Source organism: Frigoribacterium faeni (genome assembly GCF_007988805.1).
In the GTDB taxonomy this organism is placed as follows: Bacteria; Actinomycetota; Actinomycetes; order Actinomycetales; family Microbacteriaceae; genus Frigoribacterium; species Frigoribacterium faeni.
This window is the reverse complement of the sequence record NZ_BJUV01000001.1, coordinates 1-12,444: the sequence shown is the minus strand read 5'-3', so window position 1 is coordinate 12,444 and position 12,444 is coordinate 1. Positions and strand designations below refer to the sequence as shown.

At 70.6% G+C, this 12,444-nt stretch carries 12 protein-coding genes; all 12 read left to right on the top strand.

Translation table 11 applies throughout. The features are described 5' to 3' along the window. Nucleotides 1–26: 26 nt before the first annotated feature. Nucleotides 27–1,175, top strand: a complete 1,149-nt coding sequence (gene ispG, locus FFA01_RS00060; protein WP_182501110.1) for a flavodoxin-dependent (E)-4-hydroxy-3-methylbut-2-enyl-diphosphate synthase — start codon at nt 27–29, stop codon at nt 1,173–1,175. A gap of 197 nt (nt 1,176–1,372) precedes the next feature. After that, complete coding sequence (locus tag FFA01_RS00055) at nt 1,373–2,296, top strand: MetQ/NlpA family ABC transporter substrate-binding protein (protein WP_146851661.1); 924 nt, start codon at nt 1,373–1,375, stop codon at nt 2,294–2,296. A gap of 82 nt (nt 2,297–2,378) precedes the next feature. After that, nucleotides 2,379–3,407: a methionine ABC transporter ATP-binding protein gene (locus FFA01_RS00050; RefSeq protein ID WP_146851659.1), complete on the top strand. Its 1,029-nt coding sequence runs from the start codon at nt 2,379–2,381 to the stop codon at nt 3,405–3,407. Nucleotide 3,408: 1 nt separating this feature from the next. Continuing rightward, the gene (locus tag FFA01_RS00045) at nt 3,409–4,068 is read left to right on the top strand and encodes a methionine ABC transporter permease (RefSeq protein WP_146851656.1); all 660 of its coding nucleotides are present in this window, start codon (nt 3,409–3,411) and stop codon (nt 4,066–4,068) included. A 28-nt stretch (nt 4,069–4,096) separates the two neighbouring features. Then, nucleotides 4,097–5,128, top strand: coding sequence for an AAA family ATPase (locus FFA01_RS00040; RefSeq protein ID WP_146851653.1), 1,032 nt, complete (start codon nt 4,097–4,099; stop codon nt 5,126–5,128). A 5-nt stretch (nt 5,129–5,133) separates the two neighbouring features. Then, on the top strand, nt 5,134–6,021 hold the full coding sequence (locus FFA01_RS00035; RefSeq protein ID WP_146851649.1) for a DUF58 domain-containing protein: 888 nt from the start codon (nt 5,134–5,136) through the stop codon (nt 6,019–6,021). Then, on the top strand, nt 6,008–6,487 hold the full coding sequence (locus tag FFA01_RS00030; RefSeq protein WP_146851645.1) for a hypothetical protein: 480 nt from the start codon (nt 6,008–6,010) through the stop codon (nt 6,485–6,487). Before FFA01_RS00035 ends, FFA01_RS00030 begins: the two co-directional genes overlap by 14 nt. Next, complete coding sequence (locus FFA01_RS00025) at nt 6,478–7,479, top strand: VWA domain-containing protein (RefSeq protein ID WP_146851643.1); 1,002 nt, start codon at nt 6,478–6,480, stop codon at nt 7,477–7,479. Before FFA01_RS00030 ends, FFA01_RS00025 begins: the two co-directional genes overlap by 10 nt. After that, nucleotides 7,476–8,546, top strand: coding sequence for a vWA domain-containing protein (locus FFA01_RS00020; protein WP_244289613.1), 1,071 nt, complete (start codon nt 7,476–7,478; stop codon nt 8,544–8,546). Before FFA01_RS00025 ends, FFA01_RS00020 begins: the two co-directional genes overlap by 4 nt. Continuing rightward, on the top strand, nt 8,543–9,361 hold the full coding sequence (locus FFA01_RS00015) for a hypothetical protein (RefSeq protein WP_146851640.1): 819 nt from the start codon (nt 8,543–8,545) through the stop codon (nt 9,359–9,361). The genes FFA01_RS00020 and FFA01_RS00015 overlap by 4 nt, the downstream gene beginning before the upstream one ends. A 22-nt stretch (nt 9,362–9,383) precedes the next feature. Continuing rightward, nucleotides 9,384–11,147, top strand: a complete 1,764-nt coding sequence (locus tag FFA01_RS00010) for a proline--tRNA ligase (RefSeq protein ID WP_146851638.1) — start codon at nt 9,384–9,386, stop codon at nt 11,145–11,147. 165 nt (nt 11,148–11,312) lie between these two features. Then, nucleotides 11,313–12,302, top strand: a complete 990-nt coding sequence (nusA, locus tag FFA01_RS00005; protein WP_146851635.1) for a transcription termination factor NusA — start codon at nt 11,313–11,315, stop codon at nt 12,300–12,302. Nucleotides 12,303–12,444: the final 142 nt, after the last annotated feature.

The following is a 12,444-nucleotide window of genomic DNA, read 5'->3' as shown; positions in this document are numbered from 1 at the left end:
CAGCGCCGAGGATTACGATTGCACTCGTGCCAGCAGTCAATCTCGGAATGCCGAAGGTCCCCGAAGTCCTCGCCCCGCGCCGCAAGACGCGGCAGATCAAGGTCGGCAAGGTGCTCGTGGGCGGCGACGCCCCCGTCAGCGTCCAGTCGATGACCACCACGCCGACGCCGAACATCAACGCGACGCTCCAGCAGATCGCCGAGCTGACCGCGTCGGGATGCGACATCGTGCGGGTCGCCGTGCCGAGTCGCGACGACGCCGAGGCCCTTCCGATCATCGCGAAGAAGAGTCAGATCCCGGTCATCGCCGACATCCACTTCCAGCCGAACTACGTCTACCAGGCGATCGACGCCGGTTGCGCGGCCGTGCGGGTGAACCCCGGCAACATCCGCAAGTTCGACGACCAGGTCGGCAAGATCGCCGCCGCCGCGAAGGCCGCCGGCGTGTCGATCCGCATCGGCGTCAACGCCGGTTCGCTCGAGCCCAGCATCCTCCAGAAGTACGGCAAGGCGACGCCCGAGGCGCTCGTCGAGTCCGCCGTCTGGGAGGCCTCGCTCTTCGAGGAGCACGACTTCCACGACTTCAAGATCTCGGTCAAGCACAACGACCCCATCGTCATGGTGAAGGCTTACCGCCAGCTCGCCGAACGCGGCGACTGGCCCCTGCACCTCGGGGTCACCGAGGCGGGGCCCGAGTTCCAGGGCACGATCAAGTCGGCCACGGCGTTCGGCATCCTGCTCGGCGAGGGCATCGGCGACACGATCCGGGTGAGCCTCAGCGCACCCCCGGCGCAGGAGGTCAAGGTCGGTCTCCAGATCCTCCAGTCGCTCAACCTCCGCGAGCGCAAGCTCGAGATCGTCAGCTGCCCCAGCTGCGGTCGGGCCCAGGTCGACGTCTACAAGCTGGCCAACGACGTCACCGACGGGCTCGAGGGCATGACCGTCCCGCTGCGCGTCGCCGTCATGGGGTGCGTGGTGAACGGCCCCGGCGAGGCCCGTGAGGCCGACCTCGGAGTCGCCTCCGGCAACGGCAAGGGCCAGATCTTCGTCAAGGGCGAGGTCATCAAGACCGTGCCCGAGTCCGAGATCGTCCAGACCCTGATCGACGAGGCCAACCGCCTCGCGGCCGAGATGCCCCCCGGCGAGACGGGCTCGCCCCAGGTGCTCACCGTCTAACGACGGCCGACGCGCGGACATCGAGGAGGCGCGGTGCAGGACGACCTGCATCGCGCCTCCTCGACGTCCGTCCTCATGTGTCGTCGTGTGACCTGCCGATGTCGGGTGCGAGCCGACGGTGCGTCATCATGGATGGGCCTCGACGGTCCGCACAGCAGCCGGCCTCGAGGCGTACCTGTGCCACCGAGAGGATCACCATGAGCGACGCCACCCCCCTGATCGACGCCCCCAAGAAGGGCCCCGGCCGACTGATCGCCATCATCGCGGTCATCGTCGTCGTCCTCGCCGCCGTCGGCATCGGCATCGCCGTGTCGCGGGGCGGCTCGTCCGACGACACCGTGCGGATCGGCGTCGTCGGGGCGAGCGACCCCTACTGGTCGACCTTCGCCGATGCCGCCGCCGACGAGGGCATCGACGTCGAGATCGTCGACTTCGGCAGCTACGAGCAGCCGAACCCCGCCCTGACGGAGGGCGAGCTCGACCTGAACCAGTTCCAGCACATCGTCTACCTGGCGCAGTACGACGTCGCCGCCGACGCCGACCTCGTCCCCATCGGGTCGACCGCGATCTACCCGCTGCCGCTCTACTCCGAGAAGTACACCGACGTGAGCGACTTCCAGAAGGGCGACACCATCGCCGTCCCCGACGACGCCAGCAACCTGGCGCGCTCGCTGCTCGTGCTGCAGTCCAACGGCCTCATCGAGCTGAAGGACGGCGGCGACATCTTCTCGGGGATCAACGACATCGACGAGGACGCCTCGACCGTGACGGTGACGCCGGTCGCCGCGGACCTCGCCGCCACGTCGCTGCCCGACTTCGACGGCGCCATCATCAACAACGACTACGCCACGAAGGCCGGTCTCTCGGTCGACGACGTCATCGCGCAGGACGACCCCAACGACCCCGCCGCGCTGCCCTACGTCAACGTGTTCGCCGCTCGTGCGGGCGACGCGGACGACGAGACCTACAAGAAGCTCGTCGAGATCTACCAGGACACCCAGTCGGTCACCGACGGCGTCGTCGAGAACTCCGGCGGGACCGCGGTCACCGTCAAGGTGCCCGTCGCCGACCTGCAGTCGTCGCTGGAGGACACGAAGAAGCTCGTCGAGCAGAACGGCTGACGCCGCCCGATCGACTCCCGGCCCGACCCGTGTGCCACGCTGGTGCGCGGGTCGGGCCGTTCCGCCCGTGACGAGGAGAACCATGCCCGCCATCACCCTGACCGACGTCGTCAAGACGTATCCGCCCCGAGAGAAGGGCGCGTCGCCGCTGACGGCCGTCGACGGCGTGAGCCTCGAGATCGCCGACGGCGAGATCTTCGGCATCATCGGCTACTCCGGTGCGGGGAAGAGCACCCTGGTGCGTCTGATCAACGCTCTCGAGCCGACCACCAGCGGCCGCATCGAGATCGACGGCTCGCCGATCACCGGTCTCCCCGAGCGGCAGCTGCGCGCCAAGCGCGCCGGGATCGGGATGATCTTCCAGCAGTTCAACCTGTTCTCGTCGAAGACCGTCTGGGGCAACGTGGAGTTCCCCCTCAAGGCGGCCGGCGTGCCGAAGGCCGAGCACCAGCGGCGCATCAGCGAACTCCTGCACTTCGTCGGGCTGGCCGACAAGGCGCACGCCCGTCCCGACCAGCTCTCCGGCGGGCAGAAGCAGCGCGTCGGCATCGCCCGGGCGCTGGCCACCTCGCCGGGCATCCTCCTCGCGGACGAGGCCACGAGCGCGCTGGACCCGGAGACCACCCAGGAGGTGCTGGCCCTGCTCCGTCGGGTCAACGCCGAGCTGGGCATCACCATCGTCGTGATCACCCACGAGATGGACGTCATCAAGTCCATCGCCGACCGCGTGGCCGTGATGGACAAGGGGCGCGTCGTCGAGATCGGCGAGACCTTCGAGGTCTTCTCGTCGCCCCGCGAGGCCTCGACCCGGCGCTTCGTCTCGACCGTGGTCGCCGGATCGCCCCAGGGCGAGGACCTCGCCGCGCTCCGCACCCGGCACGCCGGACGTCTGGTGACCGTGCGGGTCTCCGAGGGCGGTGTCGACCAGCAGCACGTGTTCGGCGTCCTCGCGCGGCACGCGGTCGGCTTCGAGATCGTCTTCGGCGGCATCGACGAGATCGCCGGCCGGACCTTCGGAACCCTGACCCTCGCCCTCTCCGGCGATCCGGCCGCCGTCGACGCCGCCGTCGTCGAGCTGGGCGCCGCCGCCACCGAACCGGAAGGGCGCTGACATGGACTCCCTCATCGAGCTCCAGCCCCTGCTCTGGCAGGCCGCCTACGAGACCGTCTACATCGTCGCCCTGACGCTGCTGTTCGGCGGTCTCGGCGGGCTCCTGCTCGGACTCGCGCTCTACCTCACCCGAGGAGGCGCGCTCTTCGACAACCGCGCCGTCTTCGGCGTCCTGAACGTGGTCGTCAACGTCTTCCGGCCCATCCCGTTCATCATCTTCCTCGCGGCGGCGCAACCGCTGGCCCGGGTCGCGGTGGGCAGCGGGGTCGGCAACTCGGCCATCATCTTCACCCTGTCGCTCGCGGCGTCGTTCGCGATCTCCCGCATCGTCGAGCAGAACCTCCTCACGGTGCAGCCGGGGGTCGTCGAGGCCGCGCGAGCGGCCGGGGCCGGACCGTTCCGCATCATCCGGAGCATCATCCTGCCCGAGGCGCTCGGCCCGCTCATCCTCGGCTACACGTTCGTCTTCGTGGCGCTCGTCGACATGTCGGCCGTCGCCGGCTACGTCGGAGGCGGCGGCCTCGGCGCCTTCGCCCTGCTGTACGGCTACCGGCAGTTCGACCCCGTGGTGACCTGGGCGGCCGTCCTGCTCATCATCGTGCTCGTGCAGCTGGTCCAGTTCCTGGGGAACACCCTGGCGCGGAGGGCGCTCCGGCGGTGACGTCGGAGGCCTGGTTTACAGTGGGCGGGTGACGGACACCGCGACACCCCAGCCACCCGCCCCGGCCCGCGGGCCGATCGACCCGGCGGAGCTCGAGCGGGCCCGCCACGTCGTGGGTGCGGTGTCCCAGGCGTTCTCGCGGAAGGTCGTGGGTCAGACCGGCCTCCGCGACACCCTGCTGATCGCCCTCATCACGGGCGGGCACGTGCTCCTCGAGAGCGTGCCGGGCCTGGCCAAGACCACCGCGGCGCAGACGCTGGCCCAGGCGGTCGCGGCCACCTTCACCCGCATCCAGTGCACGCCCGACCTCCTGCCGAGCGACATCACCGGCACGCAGATCTACGATGCCCAGAAGTCGACCTTCGTCACGCGACTCGGTCCGGTCCATTCGAACTTCGTCCTCCTCGACGAGATCAACCGGTCGAGCGCCAAGACCCAGAGCGCCATGCTCGAGGCGATGCAGGAGCGACAGACGAGCATCGGCGGCGTCGTGCACAAGCTGCCGCACCCCTTCCTCGTCCTGGCGACCCAGAACCCCATCGAGCAGGAGGGCACCTACCAGCTGCCCGAGGCCCAGCTCGACCGGTTCCTCCTCAAGGAGGTGCTCGACTACCCGTCGCCCGCCGAGGAGGCGGAGATCATCCGGCGGATCGAGTCGGGCGTCTACGACGAGGCGACGCCCGAAGCCGCCTCGGGGGTCTCCCTCGACGACGTCCTGTTCCTCCAGGGGCTGGCGAAGCGCGTCTACGTCGACCCGTCGATCGTCACCTACATCGTGCAGCTCGTCTACGTGACTCGGCACCCGCAGCAGTACATCCCGGGCAGCCTCGCCGACTACGTCCAGTTCGGGGCGAGCCCCCGCGCCAGCATCGCCTTCACGCAGGCCGCGCGGGCCCTGGCGCTGCTCCACGGCCGCGACTACGTGATCCCCGAGGACGTCAAGCACCTCCGCCACGGCGTCCTCCGGCACCGGGTCATCCTCGGTTACGAGGCCGCCGCCGACGAGATCGCGCCCGAGACCGTCATCGACGCCGTCTTCGGCGCGGTTCAGACTCCCTGACCTCGATGGCCAGCCTGCTGCTGCGGGTCCGGACGACCATGTCCCTCCGCGCCCACCGACGGACCCTCGACCTGCTCGAGGGCGGGTACGCGTCGGTCCACCACGGGCGCAGCCACGACTTCGACGACCTGCGGGCGTACGTGGCGGGCGACGACGTGAAGGACATCGACTGGAAGGCCACCGCCCGGCACGGCGAGCCCCTGGTCAAGCGCTACATCGCGAGTCGTCGGCAGCATCTGGTGCTGGTCGTCGACACGGGTCGCAACATGGCGGCGACCGCCGCGAGCGGCGAGACCAAGAAGGACATCGCGATCATGGCCGCGGGCGCGCTGGGCTACATCGCCGCGACCCACGGCGACACGGTCTCCCTCGTCACCGGTGACGAGTCGGGCACGCGGGCCCATCCGGCGGGCGGCACCGAGGCCCACCTCGAGATGCTCCTGCGTCAGGTCGACCGGAGGGCGACGCTCGACGCGGCGCGGAGCGACCTGGCAGGCGTGCTCGGCTGGGTCGCGCGGGGGATCCGTCGGCGGTCGATGCTCCTCGTCGTGACCGACGACGTCGCGCTCGACGAGCGGCTCGACCGCCTCCTCCGGCGTCTGCGCGCGCAGCACGAGATCGTCTGGCTGACGATCGGCGACGCCGATCTGATGACCCGTACAGGCCACGCCTCCGACGTCTACGACGTCCACGAGATGGCGGGCCTGCCCGCCTATCTGCGCGAGAGCCCCCTGCTGAGGCGGGAGTTCGACCGCGCCGACGAGGCGCGCCGCACCGCCACCGAGCACGAGCTGCGCTCGCTCGGCATCAGCAGCGAGCGGATCGCCAGCCGGGCCGAGGTCGTGCCCGCCCTGTTCGCCGTGATCGAGAAGCACCGCCGTGCTCGACGATAACGGCTTCTTCGGCCCCTACCAGTACCCCGGCTGGGTGCTGTGGCTCGTCCTCGGACTGCTGCTCGTGGCGCTGGTCGTCGCGTGGTACCTCTTCGTGCTCCGGTTCACCGCCCGTCGACTGCCGAAGGCCGTCCGGGAGGCGCGGCGCGGGCGGATGGTCGATCTCCCGTCCCTGAGAGACCGCTACCTCGGTCTCATCGACGAGGTCGCGGCCGCCTCCTCGAGCGGCCGCCTCGACGAGCGCGCCGTGCACTCGCGACTGAGCCTGCTCCTGCGTTTCTTCGTGCACGAGACGAACGGGGTCGACACGCACGTGATGACCCTCGCGGACCTGAGGGAGTCCGACCTTCCCCGCCTGACGGGCGCCGTCGAGCAGTTCTATCCGCCGGCGTTCCAGCGCCTCCACCCCGGCGATCCGGGCCGAGCGGTCGAGACCGCACGCGAGGTGGTGCGCTCATGGGGGTGATCTTCTGGTGGATGCCCCTCGTGCTCGCCGCGATCGCCGCGGGCGCCGTGCTCCTCCACCTCCGTCGACGTCGAAGCGACCGCGAGCGTCTGCGACGGCTCGGCACGCCCGTGGCTCATGGCGAGCGACTGACGAGCCTGCCCGTCTACCGGCGCCTCGTCGCCCGCTACCGCGTCGTCCTCGTCGCCACGCTGGTGGCCGTGGTCGGGCTCGCGGGCGTCGGCGCCCTGCTGTCCTCTCGGGTCTCGAGCGTCGACGTGGTCGAGCCGCAGTCGTACAAGCGCGACATCGTCCTCTGCCTCGACGTCTCCGGGTCCATGACCGAGGTCGACTCCCAGATCGTCGAGACGTTCTCGCGCCTCGCCGAGGGGCTCGACGGGGAGCGCATCGGGCTGTCGCTGTTCGACAGCTCGTCCGTCACCGCGTTCCCGTTGACCGACGACTACGACTTCGTCCGCACGCAGCTCGAGCAGTACCGCACCTCGTTCGACACCGTGGGCGAGGACGGCACCCGCTACTGGTCCGGCACCGACCTCGGGCGAGGCGCCTCGCTGATCGGCGACGGCCTCGCCTCGTGCGTGCTCGGCTTCGACGACCAGGGCGAGAGCACCCGGCCCCGCTCGGTCATCCTCGCGACCGACAACTACGTCAACGGCGAGGCGCTCGTCACCCTGCCCGAGGCCGGTGAGCTCGCCGTCGACCGCGACGTGCGCGTCTACGCCCTGAACCCGGCGGACTACTCGACCGACGCGGTCGCCGACGAGGTGGCCGCCGAGCTGAAGACGGTCGTCGAGTCGACCGACGGCGCCTACTACGCGCTCGACGACGAGACCTCGGTCGCGAGCATCATCGAGCAGATCGACGAACGCGAGGCCGGCCTCTTCACCGGCACGCGCCGACTCGTCGTCACCGACGACCCCGCGGGCCTCGCGATCGCCGGGCTCCTCGTCGCGCTGGGCGCGTTCGCGCTCCTCTGGCGGGTGCGCCTGTGACCCCGCTCGCCCTCGTCCTCGACCCGGTGCTCCCGGTCGGCGTGCTCGCGGTCGCGGCCGTCCTCCTCCTCGGGTTCACGGTCTGGCGGGTCGTCGCCGAACGAGGCAACGGCCGCCTCGTCCGCGCCTGGGCTCGCCGGTCCGCGATCGCTGCGCTGCTGCTCGTGATCGCCGTGCGGCCCGGCGTGCCCGGCGGCTCGTCGGCGGCGTCGGCCGCCGATCTGAACGTCTTCTTCGTCGTCGACACGACCTCGAGCATCGCCGCAGAGGACTGGGGGGACGGCGCCCCGCGTCTCGAGGGGGTGCGAGCCGACATCGGCGCCGTGACCGAGCAGCTGGCCGGTGCCCGCTTCTCCTTGATCTCGTTCGACAGCTCCGCGGTGCTGCGGACGCCGTTGACCGACGACAGCGCCGCCGTCGTCACCGCCGCGCAGGTCATGAACCAGGAGATCACCTACTACTCGAGCGGGAGCTCGATCACGGAGGCCGACGATCTCCTCGCCGACCGCCTGGAGGAGGCGCGCGAGAGCGACCCCGGGCGGGCCAACGTCGTGTACTACCTGGGTGACGGAGAGCAGACCGCCGACACCGAGCCCGGCTCCTTCGCCGGGTCCGCCGGTGACGTCGACGGCGGAGCCGTGTTCGGCTACGGAACGAGCGAGGGCGGCCGCATGAAGGTCTTCGACGGCTACGGCGACCGGTACTCGACGGACGAGTACATCGTCGACCGCTCGCTCCCGGGAGAGCCCGACGCGATCTCGACGATCGACGAGGACGCCCTGCGGCGCATCGCCGACCAGCTGGGCGTCCCGTACGTCCACCGCGATGCGCGGACCTCGGTGGACGCGGCGGTCGCCGACGCCCGCGACGGCAGGGTCACCTCGTCCGACGGCCGGGCCGAGAGCGTCACGGACCTGTACTGGATCCCCGCGATCCCGCTGTTCCTCCTCGTGCTCGTCGACGTCTTCGTGGTGGTCCGGGCGCTGGCGGAGATCCGGGTGAGGCGGCGCGACGACCCGGCACGCGCCTCCTCGGGTCCCGGCACCGAGAGAGGGGCCCGCCCATGACGACCGTGCTCGCGCCCCCGCCCGTCGACGACCGCACGCCGGCCGACGACGAGGCGGCCATCGGGGCGTACCGCCGGCGTCTTCGCCGGCGGCTCCTGCTCTGGTCGCTGCCGGTCGTGCTGATCGTGCTGCTCGTGGCGGCGAAGCTGCTCAGCATGCCCGTCTTCGCGGCTCTCACGCAGTGGTCGTACGCCGATCGGGAGTTCGAGCGCAGCACGAGCCTCAGCGAGCCGCTCGGCATCGCCAACGTGATCGAGCCGTGGGTGCACCACTTCGACCGCGGCACGGGCTACGCGCAGATCGGCGTGCTCGACGTGGCGCGCACCGAGTTCGCGACGGCGCTCGAGCTCGCGCCCGACGACCCGACGATCTCGTGCGTGATCCGCACCGATCTCGTGCTCACCATCGAGGCGCAGGGCGATGCGGCCCTGCTCGAGCTGCGCTACGCGGACGCCGAGGCGCTGTTCGCCCAAGGGCGGCAGGCCGTCGACGAGGCGCCCGAGGGCTGCTTCCAGCCCCCCGAGGACCCCGCCCGGCCCGACACGTCCGAACCGCTCGAGCAGGCCGACGGCCGCCTCGGCGACAAGCAGGACGAGGCGCAGCAGGAGCAGGAGGGCGGCGATCCTCAGGCGGGCGACGACGGGGAGCCCGGCCAGGGTGGAGGCGCCGACGGCGAGAGCGGAGGAGGGTCGTCCGATCCCCTCGACCAGCTGCGCGACCAGGGCGACCGGAGTCAGCGCGAGCAGCAGCAGGAGAACGACCGGCAGCGGTACTACGAGCAGAACCCGGGGGAGTACGACGGCAAGCCCTGGTGAGGTCAGCCCATAAGCTAGGGGCGTGTCCACGCGTCTCTCCCAGCTCTTCGTCCGAACCCTCCGTGAAGATCCCTCCGATGCGGAGGTGACCAGCCACCGTCTGCTCGTGCGCGCGGGCTACATCCGGCGCCAGGCACCCGGCGTCTTCGCCTGGCTGCCGCTCGGCCTGCGGGTCAAGGCCAGGATCGAGGCCGTGATCCGCGACGAGATGACCGCCGCCGGGGCGCAGGAGGTGCACTTCCCGGCGCTCCTGCCTCGCGAGCCCTACGAGGCCACGGGCCGGTGGACCGAGTACGGCGACGGCATGTTCCGCCTGAAGGACCGCAAGGGCGCCGACTACCTCCTGGCGCCGACCCACGAGGAGGCCTTCACACTGCTGGTGAAGGACCTCTACTCGTCGTACAAGGACCTGCCCCTGACGCTGTTCCAGATCCAGGACAAATACCGCGACGAGGCGCGTCCCCGTGCCGGACTCCTGCGCGGGCGCGAGTTCACCATGAAGGACGCCTACTCGTTCGACGCGTCCGACGCCGGTCTCGACACCAGCTATCAGGCGCAGCGCGACGCCTACGAGCGCATCTTCACGCGGCTCGGTCTCGAGTACGTCATCGTGAAGGCCGACGCCGGGGCGATGGGCGGCTCGCGCAGCGAGGAGTTCCTGCACCCCACCGCGGTCGGAGAGGACACCTTCGTGCGCTCGGCCGGCGGCTACGCCGCCAACGTCGAGGCGTTCACGACGATCGCGCCCGAGGCGATCCCGATCGAGGGGCAGCCCCCGGCCGTCGAGCTCGCGCCCGCCGACACCCCGACGATCGACACGCTGGTCGGTCAGCTCAACGACGCGCACGCGCGCGGCGACGGACGCGCCTGGACGGCCGGCGACACCCTCAAGAACGTCGTGGTCGCCCTGAGTCACCTCGACGGCACCCGCGAGCTCGTCGTGGTCGGTCTGCCCGGCGACCGCGACGTCGACATGAAGCGACTCGAGGTCGCGTTCGCGCCGGCCGAGGTCGATGCGGCGGGCGACGCCGACTTCGCTCAGAACCCCGTCCTGGTCAAGGGCTACATCGGACCGCAGGCGCTGGGGCTCGAGTCCGAGTCGGGCATCCGCTACGTCGTCGACCCCCGTGTCGTCGACGGCTCCGCCTGGGTGACCGGCGCCAACCGCCGGGGAGTTCACGTGACCGGTCTGGTGGCCGGCCGCGACTTCGTCGCCGACGCCGTGATCGAGGCGGCGCAGGTGCGCGAGGGCGACCCCGCCCCCGACGGCTCCGGTCCGATCGAGACCGCCCGCGGCATGGAGATCGGACACGTCTTCCAGCTCGGGCGCAAGTACGCCGAGGCGCTCGGCCTCAAGGTGCTCGACGAGAACGGCAAGCAGGTCACGGTGACGATGGGCTCGTACGGCATCGGCGTCACGCGCATCCTCGCGGTCATCGCCGAGTCGAACAACGACGAGAAGGGCCTCGTCTGGCCCGAGAACGTGTCGCCCTTCGACGTGCACGTCGTCGCCACCGGCAAGGACCCCGTCGTCTACGAGGTGGCCGAGAAGCTCACCGCCGATCTCGAGGCGCACCGTCTCGACGTCCTCTACGACGACCGCCCCAAGGTCTCGCCCGGCGTCAAGTTCGGCGACGCCGAGCTGCTCGGCGTTCCCCGGATCGTCGTCGTCGGCCGGTCGGCGGGCGAGGGCGTCGTCGAGCTGTGGGACCGCCGCACGGGGGAGCGGACACCCCTCCCCGTCGCCGAGGCGGTCGCCGCGCTGACCGCGCCGCGGGCCTCCTGACCGCCGGCACCGCGCCTCCTCGGCTCGACACGCCGTCGAGATCGGGAGGCGCGGTGCCGACGTCCGAGAACGGTCCGTCCCGTGCTCCCCACTCGGGTACCGTAGAGGGATGCTGTGTGCGCCACCGCGCGCGCAGCCTGCAGATCTGAATAGTGGAGGCCCTCAGTGGACATCGACCTGAGTGTGCTGCGCCTCATGGAGCGCGAGCGTGAAATCCCCTTCGACGAGCTCGTGGGCATCATCGAGCAGGCCATCCTGACGGCCTATCTCAAGCACACGAACCAGCCCGAGAGCCGCGTGCCGGCTGCTCGCGTCGAACTCGACCGAAAGTCCGGCCACGTGTCGGTGTACGCCATCGAGCGCGACGACGAGGGCGAGGTGATCGGCGAGTCCGTCGACAGCCCGAGCGACTTCGGCCGTATCGCCGCCTTCGCCGCGAAGCAGGTGATCAACCAGCGTCTCCGCGACATCGGCGACGACAAGGTGCTCGGCCAGTTCAAGGGCCGCGAGGGCGACATCATCGCCGGCGTCATCCAGCAGGGGCCCAACCCGCGCATGGTGCACGTCGACCTCGGCACCGTCGAGGCGATCCTGCCGCCCGAGGAGCAGGTGCCCGGCGAGAAGTACGAGCACGGCTCCCGCATCCGCGTCTACGTGACCGGGGTCAGCAAGGGCACGAAGGGTCCGCAGATCACCGTCTCGCGCACGCATCCGTCGCTCGTCCGCAAGCTGTTCGCGCTGGAGGTCCCCGAGATCGCCAGCGGCGTGGTCGAGATCGTCTCGCTCGCCCGCGAGGCGGGGCACCGCACCAAGATCGCCGTGCGCGCCACCGAGCCCGGCGTCAACGCCAAGGGTGCCTGCATCGGCGAGATGGGGCAGCGCGTGCGCGCCGTCACCACCGAGCTGAACGACGAGAAGATCGACATCGTCGACTACTCCAGCGACCTGCCCGCGTTCGTCGCCAGCGCCCTCTCTCCGGCCAAGGTCTCGTCCGCCTTCGTCATCGACGCGTCGACCAAGGCCGTGCGCGCCCTCGTCCCCGATTACCAGCTCTCGCTGGCCATCGGCAAGGAGGGCCAGAACGCCCGTCTCGCCGCGAAGCTGACGGGCGCGCGGATCGACATCCAGCCCGACAGCATCCTCGAAGACGACTGATCGGATGTCGATCCGCGCGCCGGGTCGACGACGCGCCAGCGGCGGCGGCCCGGTGGTGCAGATGACCCATCCAGCCCGACAGCATCCTCGAAGACGACTGATCGACTCGACCACGGGTCCCGCCGGGGGCGACCGGCCGCAC

Coding starts and splice junctions, on each gene's coding strand:
- FFA01_RS00055 (WP_146851661.1), top strand. CDS start 1,373: ATGAGCGACGCCACCCCCCTGATCGACGCCCCCAAGAAGGGCCCCGGC.
- FFA01_RS00050 (WP_146851659.1), top strand. CDS start 2,379: ATGCCCGCCATCACCCTGACCGACGTCGTCAAGACGTATCCGCCCCGA.
- FFA01_RS00045 (WP_146851656.1), top strand. CDS start 3,409: ATGGACTCCCTCATCGAGCTCCAGCCCCTGCTCTGGCAGGCCGCCTAC.
- FFA01_RS00035 (WP_146851649.1), top strand. CDS start 5,134: ATGGCCAGCCTGCTGCTGCGGGTCCGGACGACCATGTCCCTCCGCGCC.
- FFA01_RS00025 (WP_146851643.1), top strand. CDS start 6,478: ATGGGGGTGATCTTCTGGTGGATGCCCCTCGTGCTCGCCGCGATCGCC.
- FFA01_RS00015 (WP_146851640.1), top strand. CDS start 8,543: ATGACGACCGTGCTCGCGCCCCCGCCCGTCGACGACCGCACGCCGGCC.